The 15,846-nt window shown below is 39.7% G+C and carries 16 protein-coding genes; 13 read left to right on the top strand and 3 right to left on the bottom strand.

Annotation, left to right across the window (positions count from 1 at the left end; all coding sequences use genetic code 11):
- Positions 1-612 (bottom strand): polysaccharide deacetylase family protein, encoded by a 612-nt coding sequence (locus tag ABTV71_RS16295; protein WP_121122858.1) that lies wholly within the window; start codon positions 610-612, stop codon positions 1-3.
- 53 nt (positions 613-665) lie between these two features.
- Between ABTV71_RS16295 and ABTV71_RS16290 the strand changes: the two genes are divergently transcribed.
- The 5 genes from ABTV71_RS16290 to ispE all read left to right on the top strand — a co-directional run bounded on the left by ABTV71_RS16290 (position 666) and on the right by ispE (position 5,811).
- Entirely contained in the window at positions 666-2,045 is a 1,380-nt protein-coding gene (locus ABTV71_RS16290; RefSeq protein WP_433900284.1) for a TolC family protein, read from the top strand.
- 21 nt (positions 2,046-2,066) lie between these two features.
- Complete coding sequence (locus ABTV71_RS16285; RefSeq protein WP_121122861.1) at positions 2,067-3,371, top strand: efflux RND transporter periplasmic adaptor subunit; 1,305 nt, start codon at positions 2,067-2,069, stop codon at positions 3,369-3,371.
- Positions 3,372-3,478: 107 nt separating this feature from the next.
- Positions 3,479-4,441, top strand: a complete 963-nt coding sequence (locus ABTV71_RS16280; RefSeq protein WP_433900283.1) for a ComEA family DNA-binding protein — start codon at positions 3,479-3,481, stop codon at positions 4,439-4,441.
- Positions 4,428-4,955, top strand: a complete 528-nt coding sequence (locus tag ABTV71_RS16275) for an adenine phosphoribosyltransferase (RefSeq protein WP_121122865.1) — start codon at positions 4,428-4,430, stop codon at positions 4,953-4,955. Before ABTV71_RS16280 ends, ABTV71_RS16275 begins: the two co-directional genes overlap by 14 nt.
- A 34-nt stretch (positions 4,956-4,989) precedes the next feature.
- A complete protein-coding gene (gene ispE, locus ABTV71_RS16270) occupies positions 4,990-5,811 on the top strand; it encodes a 4-(cytidine 5'-diphospho)-2-C-methyl-D-erythritol kinase (RefSeq protein WP_433900282.1) in 822 nt (273 codons plus the stop codon).
- A 69-nt stretch (positions 5,812-5,880) separates the two neighbouring features.
- On the opposite strand, the gene ABTV71_RS16265 is transcribed toward ispE, so the two are convergent.
- Positions 5,881-6,726, bottom strand: coding sequence for an ATP cone domain-containing protein (locus ABTV71_RS16265; RefSeq protein ID WP_121122869.1), 846 nt, complete (start codon positions 6,724-6,726; stop codon positions 5,881-5,883).
- A 140-nt stretch (positions 6,727-6,866) separates the two neighbouring features.
- Here ABTV71_RS16265 and ABTV71_RS16260 point away from each other — a divergent pair, with 140 nt between their 5' ends.
- Complete coding sequence (locus ABTV71_RS16260) at positions 6,867-7,163, top strand: YgaP family membrane protein (RefSeq protein ID WP_433900281.1); 297 nt, start codon at positions 6,867-6,869, stop codon at positions 7,161-7,163.
- A 127-nt stretch (positions 7,164-7,290) separates the two neighbouring features.
- On the opposite strand, the gene ychF is transcribed toward ABTV71_RS16260, so the two are convergent.
- Positions 7,291-8,391, bottom strand: a complete 1,101-nt coding sequence (ychF, locus tag ABTV71_RS16255) for a redox-regulated ATPase YchF (protein ID WP_121122873.1) — start codon at positions 8,389-8,391, stop codon at positions 7,291-7,293.
- A gap of 68 nt (positions 8,392-8,459) precedes the next feature.
- Between ychF and ABTV71_RS16250 the strand changes: the two genes are divergently transcribed.
- From ABTV71_RS16250 to trxB, 7 genes are all read left to right on the top strand, one after another.
- Positions 8,460-8,807, top strand: a complete 348-nt coding sequence (locus ABTV71_RS16250; RefSeq protein WP_433900280.1) for a Rieske (2Fe-2S) protein — start codon at positions 8,460-8,462, stop codon at positions 8,805-8,807.
- Between the two features lie 76 nt (positions 8,808-8,883).
- Positions 8,884-9,888: an NAD(P)H-dependent glycerol-3-phosphate dehydrogenase gene (locus ABTV71_RS16245; RefSeq protein ID WP_108633808.1), complete on the top strand. Its 1,005-nt coding sequence runs from the start codon at positions 8,884-8,886 to the stop codon at positions 9,886-9,888.
- 17 nt (positions 9,889-9,905) lie between these two features.
- Complete coding sequence (gene hemF / locus ABTV71_RS16240; RefSeq protein WP_121122876.1) at positions 9,906-10,805, top strand: oxygen-dependent coproporphyrinogen oxidase; 900 nt, start codon at positions 9,906-9,908, stop codon at positions 10,803-10,805.
- A gap of 17 nt (positions 10,806-10,822) precedes the next feature.
- On the top strand, positions 10,823-12,082 hold the full coding sequence (locus ABTV71_RS16235; protein ID WP_121122878.1) for a M16 family metallopeptidase: 1,260 nt from the start codon (positions 10,823-10,825) through the stop codon (positions 12,080-12,082).
- Positions 12,072-13,394, top strand: a complete 1,323-nt coding sequence (locus ABTV71_RS16230; protein WP_433900279.1) for a M16 family metallopeptidase — start codon at positions 12,072-12,074, stop codon at positions 13,392-13,394. Before ABTV71_RS16235 ends, ABTV71_RS16230 begins: the two co-directional genes overlap by 11 nt.
- 72 nt (positions 13,395-13,466) lie before the next feature.
- Positions 13,467-14,420, top strand: coding sequence for a 3'-5' exonuclease (locus tag ABTV71_RS16225; protein ID WP_121122882.1), 954 nt, complete (start codon positions 13,467-13,469; stop codon positions 14,418-14,420).
- A 27-nt stretch (positions 14,421-14,447) separates the two neighbouring features.
- The gene (trxB, locus tag ABTV71_RS16220) at positions 14,448-15,404 is read left to right on the top strand and encodes a thioredoxin-disulfide reductase (protein ID WP_121122884.1); all 957 of its coding nucleotides are present in this window, start codon (positions 14,448-14,450) and stop codon (positions 15,402-15,404) included.
- The last annotated feature ends 442 nt before the right edge of the window (positions 15,405-15,846 follow it).

Here is a 15,846-nt window from a genome sequence, read left to right as displayed (position 1 = left end):
CTACTCTAGCTTTGCTATTTGATATTGATTTGCCTGTAGAAATTCGATCGTTTTAGGTAAAGCATATTCAACACGGGGAATGGCTTTGATATTGTCATGAAAAATAATAATAGAACCATTTTGAATATTAGGAAGTACGTTTTGAAGACATTTTTCGGGACTTAGGTTTTGATCGAAGTCTCCAGACATGATATCCCACATTACTACACGATAATTTCTATATAACTTTTTAAGCTGTGATTTTGTTGCTTTGGCATAAGGTGGCCGAAAGAGATCGGTTTGCGTTAGCTCCTGACATTGAGTTACATTGTCGATGTAGATCTCATCATTTGTATCCCAGCCTTTGAGGTGATTGTAGGTGTGATTACCTACTTGATGTCCTTCTTGTAAAATTCGTTGGAACAAATGTGGATTTTTTTTAATATTTTCACCAACACAAAAAAATGTTGCCTTGACCTGATATTTTTTTAGGATATCGAGTATAAAAGGTGTAATTTCAGGAATTGGACCATCATCAAACGTGAGATAGACTTTTTTTTCCGACCTCGGCATATGCCAGATCGATCTGGGATAAAGCCAACGCAGGAAAAAAGGGGATTTGACAAAATACATAACCGATAAATGAAGTTCAAATCTATAAAAATTGTATGGTTCTACATATGAACATGAAAAGATTTTATTATTCTGCAGTAATATTTACTGGTTTTTTTCTGGGAACGAACAACCTGATCCAAGCCCAGCAGGTCGTTGGGGTAGCAGAGGCTATACGCATGACATTGGAACGTAATGTCCAAATAAAGCAAGCTGAGTTGAGCAAAGATCTCGCTGCTCAGGACTTATTTCAAGCAAAAAGTAATTTATTACCAGACTTAGGTGCTTCTGTTGATCAAAATTTCCGTTACGGCTTTGCCTTCGATTTGACTTCGGCGCAAATTGTCAACAATGCTTGGACCAGAACAACCAATGGATCCATAGGATCCCAAGTGAACATATTTCAAGGTTTTCAACAGGTCAATCAGATAAAGGCTAATAAATTGAAGCTGGAGTCTGCTGCTACACAGGTGGATAAGATTAAAAATGACCTTGTTTTAAATGTCTTAGTGAATTATTTGGAAGCGATTACAAATCATGAGTTGATGGTGGCTAGTGAGGATCAGATTACCTTATCGAAACAACAATTTTTGTTAGATTCTATTCAATTTTCGGTTGGGAATAAGACTATCGCTGATCTCGCAAAATCAAAGAATCAGGTTGCTTCAAACGAATTGAATAAAGTCAATTTAAAGAATTCATATGAAATGTCACTGTTAACTTTGAAACAATTGATGGAAATGCCTTCTGAAACTGTTATTTCTCTCGAACGTCCAAGTTTAGAAGCTGTCTTGGTAAACGCAGAAGATAAAAATGCCATGGATGTATATCAAAAAGCATTAACGAGACAACCAGATATCCATAAATCTGCTCTGGATAAGGATGCAGCATTAAAACAAATTGATATCGCCAAAGGGGGGTATTATCCAGCACTCAATTTGAGTGTGAGCTATGGTACAAATTATTCTTCGGCAACAACTAGGCAAACAGATCCATTAGATATCAAAACGAGATATCGTGTGCCTTTTAGCACACAAATATCGGAAAACAAATCATTTTTTACCGGTTTATCACTTACTGTTCCAATTTTTTCCAAAAACCAGAATAAGGTCAATGTTGCAAAAGCTAAGATTGGCTTAAAACAGGCTGAAGCAGCAGAACAATTGGCAAAAAACAATTTGAATAAAGCTGTTAACCAAGCAGTATTGGACGTCAATGCCGCCAAGCAAAAATACACTTCGGCAACTGCAGCATTCGAAAGTGCTGAAACGGCTTACAAAGCAACCAAAGAACGATACGATATCGGTATGGCAAATTCGTTGGAACTATTCACCGCACAGACCGAACGTAATAAAGCTGAATTTGATTTAATTCAAGCAAAATATAACGTAATATTCAGATCTAAGATTATTGATTATTACTTGGGAAATCCAATTCAATTCGACAACAATTAACCTATTTGATTAACAAAGGCAATGGCAAAGAAAAAACGTAGTGTAGTAAAGATTCTATTAATAGTAGTAGCGCTTCTGGCAATTTTTGTTTTTATCGGCTTTAAGGCCGGCTGGTTTGGGAAAGGGGATATTACCAAAGTCGCTGTAGATGTGGTGAAAGAAATGGATGTAGATGAATTGGTGTCTGCTAGTGGAAAAATACAACCGGAAATAGAAGTTAAGCTGAGCTCAGAGGTTTCGGGTGAGGTTGTTGAGTTAAATATCAAGGAAGGCGACTTTGTAAAAAAAGGGCAGGTACTCTGTCGGATCAAACCCGATATCCTACAGTCCGGCTATGATCGCTCTGTAGCTGCGATGAATTCGCAGCGTGCCAATCTAGCGGCTGCACAACAACAACTAAAACAACAGGAGGAGAATTTCAAAAATGTAGCAGCAACTTACAAGAGAAACCAGGAGCTTTTTGAAAAACGGGTTATTTCCGCAGCTGAAATGGATAAGAGTTCTTCTGAATACTTTTCGACTCTTGCTGCCATTCAGGCACAAAGGGAGACTGTCCGGTCGACCAGATATGGTATCGATCAATCTCAAGCCTCTGTCAAAGAAGCCCAAGATAATCTGAATAGGACAACCATTTACGCTCCTACAGATGGTATTATCTCTTTATTATCCATTGAACAGGGAGAGCGTGTCGTTGGAACGGCACAGATGGCGGGTACTGAAATTATGCGTATTGCCAATATGTCTTCGATGGAGGTAAATGTGGATGTCAACGAGAATGACATCAATAACGTGAGAGTGGGAAATCAAGCCGAAATCGAAGTGGATGCTTTTCAAGATAGAAAATTCAAAGGTATTGTTACAGAAATCGCAAGTTCATCCAAAAATATAGCAACGACGACTGCTGCAACATCCTCTACTGATCAAGTCACAAATTTTAATGTAAAGGTTCGCATTAGCGCAGAGTCTTATCAAGATTTGGTTAAAGAAAACGTCGCTTCTCCTTTTAAGCCGGGCTTATCTGCTACTGTACAGATTTTCACAAAACATGCGAAAGGTCTGGTCGTGCCCATACAGTCTGTTACTGTAAGATCCGATGATAAAGATTCGACCAGTACAAATAAGAAAATACAAGAATACGTATTTATCTTAAACGGTGAAGCTGTCAAGCAAGTGCCAATTAAAACGGGGATTCAAGATGATAAAAATATTATTATCCTCACGGGGCTGAAAAAGGGAGATCAGGTTGTTTCTCGACCATTTGACGCTATTTCCAAAACTTTAAAAGATGGAAGTAAAGTGGAAAAGGTAGATAAATCGGCACTATAAAATTGTAACGGTATTAATATTTAACAAAGGGAGGTGTTTTTTAAACATCTCCCTTTTTATTTTCCTTCTAATTTATTAAGTTTATAAAACCAAACCATTAACGGCTTATGAAAAGGCTATGGACTTATTTGAGATTTAATAAAACAGAGCAAAATGGTTTTTTTGTTATATTGGTGATAATCATTTTGTTTAGTATTGTGTATTCTTTGGTTCGTCGGAACGATAAAAAGGATCCAATAGCGCATCAGGTGCGGGTTTTTGAACAGTCCTTTCATGACTCAACCGGTCTTGTTGATTATCCAAATAAGAAATTTTCTGGTGCTGATGTTGATTCGGAAGAGAAAGTTGTTGCAGTACAACCGGGAGCCGAAAGTAAAAAAGAGGGGACGAAGCTATTCTATTTTGACCCCAATAATCTACCTACGGATGATTGGCAGAAACTTGGACTGTCTGCCAAGCAAATTGCAGTGATCAAGAATTACGAAAGAAAAGGCGGTCGTTTTAAAGAGAAAAGCGATGTCAAAAAGATGTACTCGATCAATGAAAAACTGTATAGCAAACTTGAACCATATATTAGTATAAAAAAGGAAATCGCAACAGCAAGTAGAACAGATAAAACGACTTTATTGTATGATAAATTTGAAACCAGTAAAGCTGAACAAATAGATATCAATATCTGTGATACAAACGCATTGATGAGTTTGAAGGGGATCGGGGCAATCCTTGCTAAGCGTATATTAAAATATAAGGAAGTACTTGGCGGTTTTTGTCGTATAGAGCAATTGAAAGAAGTGTATGGTGTTACTTCCGAAACATACGACCTGATTAAGGATAACGTTATGGTGTCTAATTTAGAAGGAATCAAAAAAATCAATATTAACCAGATTGATGCGAATTCATTGGGCAAACATCCGTATCTTAGCCCAAAGGATGCGAAATTAATAGTCAATTACCGTGATCAACATGGTAATTATACGAATATAGAGGATCTTACCAAGATAGGTACACTTTCAGATCTTGCTATTGCTAAAATCGCACCGTATTTAATATTTGAGAATGATTCAAGATAAATTGAAATTGGAAATCCGGGATATAGTGGATTTTCCTAAACCGGGTATTGTCTTTAAAGATATTACCCCCTTGTTGAAAGATGCTGCGCTATGCAATGAAATGATTGACGCGATTATTGACCAACTTCAAGGAATAGAAATTGATGCCATTGCGGGTATTGAAAGCCGCGGATTTCTTTTTGGATTTTTACTGGCCAACCGATTGGGCTTGCCCTTTATTCCGATCCGTAAACAAGGAAAATTACCTTTTAAAACGATTGCTGAATCTTATGCTCTGGAATATGGTCAGGCGACCATTGAGATTCATGAAGATGCCTTTGAGCAGGGGAGTCGTATTTTGATCCATGATGATCTTTTGGCAACAGGGGGAACTGTTGTGGCGGCGAGTAAGCTTATTGAAAAATTGGGCGGAGTGATCGCGGCCTATAGCTTTATTATCTCATTGGACTTTCTCAAAGCAAAAGGCCGGTTATCTCGCTTTAGTGATACAATCTGTTCACTAGTGAGCTATTAATACAGAATATAACTGTTGATTTAGACGATATCACATGATACTCTTCGCAAATGCTAAAATAAATATTGGACTACAAGTGATCGCCAAGCGGACAGACGGTTACCATGAATTGAATAGTGTATTCTATCCGCTACCGCTCTATGACATCATAGAGCTGTTGGAGACAGATAAGGAACAATCTACATTGACAGTTCAGGGGGAACGTATCCCCGGAGATCAGGCCGATAATCTTTGCTTACGGGCTCATGCGCTGTTAAAAAAAGAATTTGATATTCCTTCTGTCACGATTGATTTAATCAAACAGATTCCGATCGGAGCTGGGCTTGGAGGAGGATCTGCAGATGCGTCTTTTGTCTTGAAAGGGCTTAATGAGTTGTTTAAATTAAACTTAACAGACCTACAATTAAAAGAATATGCAGCACAATTAGGAGCGGATTGCCCATTCTTTATTGGAAATACGCCTGTATTTGCGACTGGAATCGGGACAGATTTTAAGACGGTATCGCTTGATCTAAGTGAATATTATATCGCGGTTATCATGCCCGATATTCATGTCTCAACTGCTGAGGCGTACAAAGGTGTGAAACCAAAGGCTTCGGATGTCAACCTGGAGGAAGCCATCCGTTTACCCATTCAGGAGTGGAAGTTCCTGATTCGAAATGATTTTGAAGATAATATTTTTGATAACCATCCTTTATTGAAAGAGATTAAAGAAGCACTGTATCAGAAAGGGGCGATATATGCCTCCATGTCCGGCTCCGGTGCTGCCATTTATGGTATTTTCTGGAAAAAAACAGATCTAAGTGAGTTTTCCCGCTATGGAAAAATTTATTATCCTGTTGCGCTAACTCAATAATATCATTTTAAAGAAAAATAAGCCATACCTAGCGAAATGTATGGCTTATTACTTTTCAGCTAGATGCTATTAATATTCTTCTTCTACCTTATAGTCTAATAATTCACGAGCTTCTTTAAGAACTTTTTCTTTTCTGTCTTTGTTGAGTCCTAGAAAATCTAGATTTTTAGGAACACTTACAATATCTTTTACGAGGATCACCTGATTTTTTAATAGCTGCTGTTCCTCCAGGTCCGAAAGCGTTGTCAAACAGGTGACAGGGTAAAAGACCGCCTTATCGACTCTTCTTTTGATGCTATTTTCCTTCGGATAATCCCAGGACAGCAGATTGATGCCATAATATTTCGCAAAATTAATGGAATCTGTTGTGAAATAGGCGTTCGTAATCAACCAGCCTTCCTGAAATTGTAATTTTTTACCGAAAAACTCGTAATCAATCCCGCTGATATCTTTAAATCTTGACAGGTAATACATTGCTGTGGTGACGGAAATCTTAGCATCAATATCATTTCTAAATTTACATTCTGCTGTCATTAATTTACCGTCCTTATAAGCGACGACATCCAACTCGTGGCAAACGGCATGCCCCTGCACCGTCTGTCCGGTGGTGCTTTCGTAACCGATTGAACGAAGCAGATGTGCAATATATTTTTCAAAATAAAACCCCTCTGGCCCCAGATCGCGTAGCGCTTGCTTTAGGCTGTAGCGTGCAGCAAATGAGTTACGAACTGTTTTCAGCGTATCGAAGGCCAGTTGATACAACTCCCTCGTAGAAATACCATCATATATCTCACTGATAACACGAGCGTATACTTGGTTTACCTGCTCCATATTTGCTCCCGAACGGGAAAGCGAATGCTTTAAGGCCTCACCGTTAAAAGGCACTAATTCACCAGAATATTTTTTGACTTGCATGGACATTGAATTTGATAAATGCGAATATAAGCGATGTGATCGGAGAAATCACATAAAAAACTATTATTCTATATTTAAACTTTTTTGGTTCATCATTTGTTTACATTAAGAAACAAATACTTAAATAAATACAGATAATTATGAGTAACCTATTGACATTTGCATTTGACAAGATTAAAGCTAAGATAAAGGATGACTGTATCGAAGAGAATATCGGAGCTTCCGAACGTGTATTATCCGTAATCGCCGGTGGCTTTATTTTGGGATTGGGTGTTAAAAAGCTTTTTAAATCACCACTGACGGGGCTTTCGGGTTTGACACTCGGTGGTACACTAATTTATCGTGGCGTGACGGGGCATTGTGACGTAAAAAAAATGCTGGAAGAGAAGGATGTTAAAAAGGTGGAAGTAATCGAACATCGTTATTTTGTCAAGTAGCAATGAACATGGATGCACCTTTGTTACAGCTCAACGATAGCAGGAATGCCAGATATGAAGGAAAAAACCGGAGTCGAAAAGAGCATTTCGAACTCCGGTTTTTCCGGTCTGATGAATTAATCAGCTATTATACGTTAAAACGGAAGTGCATAATGTCCCCATCCTGCACAATATAAGTTTTTCCCTCTACGGCTAATTTTCCGGCCTCTTTTACAGCACTTTCTGAACCTAAAGTAACAAAGTCGTCGTATTTGATCACCTCAGCGCGAATAAATCCTTTCTCGAAGTCCGTGTGAATAACACCCGCTGCCTGAGGGGCGGTAAAACCGTTTTCAATCGTCCAAGCGCGTACTTCCTGAACACCCGCAGTAAAGTAGGTAGCTAAATTCAATAGGGAATAGGCCGCTCTAATCAATTTGTGGACACCGGATTCTTCCAGACCAAGATCATCCAAAAACATCTTGCGTTCTTCATAGCTTTCTAATTGCGCAATTTCGGATTCAATTTGCGCTGAAATAATCAGGACTTCGGCTTTTTCATCTTTGACCGCTTCTTTTACACGCTCCACATAAGCATTGCCTGTATTGACAGATCCTTCGTCGACATTACATACATACAGTACAGGTTTCGCTGTTAATAAAGCCAAGTCTTGAATAAATTCAAAATCTTCGGCTTCAATCGGAGCTGTACGGGCTGATTTACCTGATTCCAAATGTTCTTTGATAACGGAAAGTATATCAAAAGTCTTTTTTGCATCTTTATCTCCACCCGTTTTTGCCATTTTCTCCACTTTTTGGATACGTTTTACCACGGTATCCAAATCCTTTAGCTGCAATTCTGTATCGATGATTTCTTTATCTCTGATCGGATCTACAGAACCATCCACATGGATGACATTTCCATCATCAAAACATCTCAAAACGTGAATGATCGCATTGGTGGTACGAATATTTCCTAAGAACTGGTTCCCTAATCCTTCTCCTTTTGACGCTCCCTTAACCAATCCCGCGATATCGACGATTTCAATGGTGTTGGGAACGATTCGTTGTGGATTGACTAACTCAGCTAATTTATTTAGACGGGCATCCGGTACGGTAATTACCCCAACATTTGGTTCAATTGTACAAAATGGAAAGTTTGCTGCCTGTGCTTTCGCATTCGACAGACAGTTAAATAATGTTGATTTACCAACGTTTGGTAAACCTACGATACCGCATTGTAAAGCCATATATAGTGCAAATTTTTGAAATTGCACAAAGATAGAAAATTCACTGTAATTTTTAACTATCTTGTGGTATGCTTCAGTGGTACAAAATTGATGACGCCCAATTTTTAAAGGATAAGGGGATAACCGAGCATAAGCTTGGCGGGAAAACAATTTGTCTGACTTGGTTTGAAGAGCAATTGCATGCCTTTTCCAGAAAATGTCCGCATGCGGGAGCTCCTTTAAAAAATGGCTGGTGTGAGCGGGGCAAAGTAATCTGTCCGTTTCATCGGCATGAATTTGATCTCGTGACGGGAAAAGGGTCCCCTGCTCAACATGACTTTATTCATATTTATCCCACTAAAGAGGAGGACGGTGCCTATTTTGTAGGCATTGAGAAAGGTTTTTGGCAAAATTTTCTCGCTTCTAAAAGTAACTAAAGTATCATATCTCCCGATGTAATCGCATATCTAAGCAGTAAATAAGTATATTTGCTTTCGAAAACAAATTAAAAACATGCAGGGGAAAAAGATTGGTATAATAGGTAGCGGGAGCTGGGCGACGGCGATGATCAAGATGCTATGCGAAAATGACCAAGACAAACATATTTTTTGGTGGATTAGAAAAGAGGAAGATGCAGAATATATTCAAAAGTTTAAACACAACCCGACCTATTTGAGTGGCGTTGCTGTCGATTTGAGTATTACCAGCATTGATACCAATGCAAAAAATGTAGTTGCCAATTCAGATATTGTTATTTTAAATACGCCGGCAGCCTATTTAAAAGATGCATTGAGTGGTATCACCAAGGAAGATTTCAAAGATAAAATAGTAGTATCAGCCATCAAAGGGATTATTCCTAAGGATAACTTGATTATCGGTGAATTTTTGGAACAGCGCTATGACATCGATATAAGGCAGATCTGTGTGGTAGGTGGTCCTTGTCATGCCGAAGAAGTGGCGCTGGGCAAGCTGTCTTACCTGACATTTGGTTGCAAAAATCTTGATAATGCTGCCTTGGTTGCTTCGCTTTTATCTTCTCGGGTTATAAAAACGATCCTTTCGGAAGATATTATAGGAATAGAGTTTGGAGCGGTATTAAAGAATATTTATGCTCTTGCAGGCGGTATATGCCATGGCTTGGGCTATGGCGATAACTTTCAGGCGGTACTGGTTTCCAATGCCATTCGGGAGATGCGCCGGTTTGTCGCTAAAGTAGATGGGGACACATCCCGGGATGTCAATACCTCTGCTTACTTGGGCGACTTGTTGGTCACAGCATATTCACAATTCAGCCGCAACAGAACATTTGGGAATATGATCGGAAAAGGATATAGTGTGCAATCTGCCCAACTCGAAATGAACATGGTGGCTGAAGGTTATTATGCTTCGGCCTGCATTCAGGAATATGCGGAGAAGTATGCTGTTGAGTTACCTATTTGTGATGCCGTATACCAGATTTTATATGCACATCAACCTGCATCCAAAATTATTCAAGCTTTGAGTGAAAAATTAACTTAAACGTAGCGATAAAGTCGATGATAACAAAAGAAGCAATTGCTTTAGCTTATAAAGAAATTCAAGATGAAATATGCCAGGCGCTGGAGCGGCTGGATGGTTCGGCCCGATTTGAGGAAGAACTATGGGAAAGAGAAGGTGGTGGTGGCGGCCGTACGCGGATTATTCAGAACGGAAACATCCTGGAAAAAGGTGGAGTTAACTTTTCTGCCGTGCATGGTAAACTGCCGGAGAGTATAAAGAAGGCTTTTGGTGTAGATGAAGATGATTTCTTTGCCACCGGAGTTTCCATTGTTATTCATCCTAATAATCCATGGGTACCAATTATTCATATGAATATCCGGTATTTTGAATTGAACGAGGAGATGCGTTGGTTTGGAGGGGGGATAGACCTGACACCGCATTATGTGAATGAAGCGGACGCCCGGTTTTTTCATCAGCAATTGAAATCGGTCTGTGATATGCATAATCCGGACTTTTACAATGAATTTAAAAAATGGGCCGATGACTATTTTTTCATTCGCCATCGACAGGAAACACGTGGAATAGGTGGCGTTTTCTACGATAAGCTAAATACGGCCAAGACTGGAATGCCTATGGAAGATATCTTTGCATTTTCCTGTGATTTAGGCCGTAGCTTTGCGCCGACCTATACTGCGCTGGTCGAAAAAAATAGAAGTAAAACATATAATGAGGCGCAGAAAAATTGGCAATTGATCCGCCGCGGGCGTTACGTTGAGTTTAATTTAGTCTGGGATTCTGGTACTAAATTTGGGCTCGAAACAAATGGCCGCATAGAGTCCATATTGATGAGTCTACCTGCCCAGGCCAATTGGGTATATGACCATCGACCTGAAGAAGGCTCCGAAGAAGCCAAGACCTTATCCTTATTGCGAAAAGGAATTAACTGGATTTCATAAAATCGAAAAAAAATTACATGGTTTCATACCAAAAATTTACATTAGAAAATGGACTTCGTGTATTAGTGCACGAAGATCACAACACGGCAATGGCCTGTGTGAATATATTATACGATGTAGGCGCGCGCGATGAGTCTCCGGAACAGACGGGATTTGCCCACTTGTTTGAGCATCTCATGTTTGGTGGTAGCGTCAATATCCCTAATTTTGATACAGAGCTGCAGAAGGTCGGGGGAGAGAATAATGCCTTCACCAGCAATGATATCACCAATTATTATATTACGTTGCCTTCTTCCAATTTGGAGACTGCACTGTGGCTAGAATCCGATCGTATGCTAAGTCTGGCATTCTCACCACAGAGTCTTGAAGTGCAGCGAAATGTGGTAAGCGAAGAATTTAAACAACGCTATCTCAACCAGCCTTATGGTGATGCCTGGCTCAAGCTGCGGCCTCTGGCTTATAAGGTGCATCCGTACCGTTGGGCTACCATTGGAAAAGAACTAAAACATATCGAAGATGCAACCATGGCAGATGTCAAGGCCTTCTTTAAATTACACTATAATCCACAGAGTGCGATTATGGTGATTTCGGGAGATGTTTATTATGATGAAGTAAAATCTCTGGTTGAAAAATGGTTTGCTGATATCGAACCCGGTCAAAAATATCATCGCCAGTTGCCACAGGAGCCTGTACAACAGGAATTAAGAAGGGAGACTGCTTTTGCTCCGGTACCCTTAGATGCGCTCTATATGGCTTTTCATGGTCCAGCACGATTGGAAGAAGGCTATTTTGCCATGGATTTACTTTCGGATATCCTGTCCAGAGGCTCTTCATCGAGACTGTATCGCAGACTGGTGAAAGGGGAGCAGGTTTTTAGCGAATTAAATGCCTATGTCATGGGTAGTATTGACAATAACTTGTTTGTGATCGAAGGTAAACCATCCGAAGGAATAACACTGGAAGAAGCGGAACGTGCCATATGGGGAGAACTCGATTTATTGAAAAAAGAATTGGTGTCTGAGACGGAACTGGAAAAAGTAAAAAATAAAATCGAGTCGACAAATGTGTTTGCTGAGTTGTCCATCTTGGATAAGGCAATGAATTTGGCGTTCCATGAATTGCTCGGTGACGCCAATGGTATCAATACAGAAGTATCAAGATATCTGGCTGTAACGGCTGAGGAAGTGCAGCGACAAGCAAGAGCTATTTTTAACCCTGAAAACGCATCAATATTAATGTATAAAGCACAAGAGGAGGAGATACGTCATGTTGGATAGAACAAAAGCGCCCGAATTCCGGGAAATCGCTCATATAAGCTTGAAGGAACCGGTCAAAAAACAGTTTGCAAATGGCTTACCTGTATATGTGTTTCATTCCCCTGAACAAGAGCTTGTCCGTATTGAATGGATTTTTGAGAATAAGTATCTAGATGAACAAAATGAAAATCCGCTACTAAATAGTGCATTATGTGCATTGCTCAAAGAGGGGACAACAACGATGTCAAGTGCGGAGATTGCTGATAAGGTCGATTTTTATGGTGCATTTCTTGTTCCCGAATATTCTTTTGACGTGACGTCTTTGTCGTTATATACGTTGAATCGACATAGCAAAGTATTGTTGCCGTTAGTAAAAGATATTTTAACGGAAGCATCGATTCCGCAGGAGGAGCTTAATACTTACCTTCGTAATAATAAGCAAAAGTTCCAGGTATCCATTCAAAAAAATGATTACCTGGCGCGACGCAAGTTCTACAACCTGATCTTCGGTGAAAATAATCGTTATGGACGTACACCAAAACTTGACGATTATGACGCCATTAACCGTGAGCAATTGACGACACTGTATCGTAAAGAAATCGCACCTAATAATTGTACTTTGATTGTTTCAGGCAATGTTTCTAATGACCTCATCAACGAGCTGGAGCAGATCTTTGGCTTTGAGTGGCAAAGGCCTGAGGCAGCAGCTCTTGCTGGGAGTCCCATATTAACTCAACAGTCAAAAGGTTTAGCTTACGAAGAAAAGGAAAATGCGCTACAATCGGCTATTCGTTTGGGGAGTCAGACAATTTCGAGAACGCATCCGGATTACCCAGCACTACAGTTTGTTAATACACTGTTAGGCGGTTTTTTTGGTTCAAGGCTGATGCGCAATATACGCGAGGAAAAAGGTTATACCTATAGTATCGGATCGGCTGTGGCCACGTTAAAACATACCGGTTTCTTAACCATTGCCACAGAAGTGGGGGTAGATGTAACCAATGCAACCTTAGCCGAGATAGAAAAGGAGATTAATCTGCTGAAGACCACACTGGCTTCGGAAGAGGAAGTTGATTTGGTGAAAACGTATATGGAGGGATCACTATTGGGATCATTGGAGAGTATATTTTCTCATGCTGATAAATTCAAAAGTGTTTTGTTGAACGACATGAGCCTAACGTATTATTCTTATTACATGGAGCAAATTAAAAATATGACACCCGAAAAAGTTCGTGATATTGCTGACAAATACCTTGATTTTGAGCAAATGGTAAAGGTTGTTGTGGGTAGATTCAATCAATTCGAACCGATTCATCAAGCGGTTGTAAATTAAATTTCACAGACTGCAAAAATCAAATCCAACTTTGTATTTTTGGTTTTTGTTAAAAAAAGCATACGATCCAGCATGGAATTAAAATTAAAAAGACCATTGGTATTTTTCGATTTGGAGACGACAGGAGTTAATGTTGCGACCGATCGGATTGTTGAAGTATCATTTTTGAAAGTGATGCCCAGTGGTGAGGAAACAGTATATACGAAGAAAATTAATCCAGAAAGACCGATTCCTGCGGAATCAACTTTTTTTCATGGCATTCGCGACGAAGACATTAAAGATGCACCAACATTTAAAGCAATTGCAGTAGAATTGGCTGCTTTTATTGGCGAGTCGGACCTGGCTGGATATAATTCAAATAAGTTTGACGTGCCCATGCTCATGGAAGAGTTTTTACGTGCAGGCGTAGATTTTTCTTTGGAGGGACGTGCCTTTGTTGATGTACAGAACATCTTCCATCAAATGGAACAACGTACGTTAAAGGCAGCCTATAAGTTCTATTGTGATGAGAACTTAGAAAATGCGCATACCGCCGAAGCAGATGTGCGCGCTACCTATGAAGTGTTGAAAGCGCAGCTGACCAAATATGAGGGGGCTGCGTTCGAAGACCGTCATGGTGTGGTTTCATATCCCGTCGTCAATGATGTGGCTGCATTACATGAGTTTACCAACTTAAGTAAGCCTGTGGATTTTGCAGGACGTATTGTATATAACGAAGACGGATTGGAAACCATTAATTTTGGTAAACACAAAGGTAAGGCCATTGTGGACGTATTTGAGCAGGAACCTAGTTATTATGCCTGGATGCAGAATGGTGATTTCCCTTTATATACCAAAAAAGTACTGGAAAATATCTGGATAAGATATAAGAAAGAAAAAAGTGAGCAAAAAGCGAAAGCGGCATCTACTCATTCGGTAGAGGATAAAAAAACTGCTAAAAAGGAGTTCAATCAGCAAAAAGAAGAGGCACCTCAAAGTATCTCACTGGACATGCTGAAAGGATTGCAAGATAAATTTAAAAAATAACTTTATTAATAGCTTAGAAAAAGGATTATGGAATTCAAACAAGAAGTGGAGCATGTACAATGTTTGATTATTGGTTCAGGTCCGGCGGGATATACTGCAGCAATTTATGCAGCTCGTGCGGATATGAAGCCAGTAGTTTATACAGGTATTGTACCGGGGGGACAGTTGACACAAACAACAGAAGTGGACAATTTTCCGGGATACCCAAAAGGGATTACCGGTCCAGTTATGATGGAAGATTTACGGGAGCAAGCTGAACGCTTTGGAACTTCCGTGCGCTTTGGTTATGTGACAAAAGTGGACTTCACAGGCGATGTACATCGTGTAGAAATAGACGGAACAGTACAAGTTACAGCAGACACCGTGATCATTGCTACAGGAGCGACAGCAAAGTGGCTGGGCCTGGAATCTGAACAGAAATATAACGGTTTTGGAGTATCAGCTTGTGCTGTCTGTGATGGTTTCTTCTTTAAAAATCAGGAAGTTGCGATCGTAGGTGCAGGCGATACTGCTGCAGAGGAGGCTACTTATCTGGCGAAATTATGTTCTAAGGTACATATGTTGGTGCGTCGTGATGAATTCCGCGCTTCCAAAGCGATGGTACACCGTGTAATGAACACGCCAAATATCGAAGTACATTATAACTCGGAAGTAAAAGAAGTTTTAGGTGACGGTCAGGTAGTGACTGGAATCCGTGTTATCAACAACAAAGACCAATCTGAAAAAGATCTGGACGTAACAGGCTTCTTCGTGGCGATCGGTCATAAACCAAATACTGAATTATTTACAGGAGTATTGGATATGGACGAGACAGGATATCTGATTACTAAGCCAGATAGTACGGCAACGAATATACCGGGAGTATTTGCCTGCGGAGATGTACAGGATAATATATTCCGTCAAGCAATTACTGCGGCCGGTACCGGTTGTATGGCAGCGCTTGAAGCAGAAAGATATCTTGCTGCCAAAGAAAGCGGAGAATAGCACAGCGAAAATAGGGAATTCCGAATGGTATATGTTCCCACTAAAATAAGCGGATTAACGTATCCGTAGTAATAAGCCCGATTTAATATCGGGCTTATTTTTTGGCATAAGGCGCATGCGATTAGATGGATTCATCTTGTAAAAATAGTTTTCAAAAAGACTACTTATTTGGTAGTCTTTTTGAAAACTATTTTTATATTTGTACTGTCGTTAACAATTGGCGTTGGCAACGAACATAAAATCTAGACTACAAATTTTGAACAAGTATGAAAAACGACTATCTAATCGCTTTTAGAAGCAATGGAGAAATTACTCCAATTTTTAACTCCTTCCTTTTCATTTGTCGAATGCGAATGTGCCGTTGAGCACTCCCTTTTTCTTATTTATACTTCATTAAGTAAGTAATTTGAGTTTTAATAACAAGGGTACCAATGGCGTTGGC

It is taken from the genome of Sphingobacterium puteale, from assembly GCF_050986225.1.
Lineage (GTDB): Bacteria > Bacteroidota > Bacteroidia > Sphingobacteriales > Sphingobacteriaceae > Sphingobacterium > Sphingobacterium puteale.
Note: the sequence above shows the minus strand (reverse complement) of the source record. Positions and strands in the feature narration are given on the sequence as shown.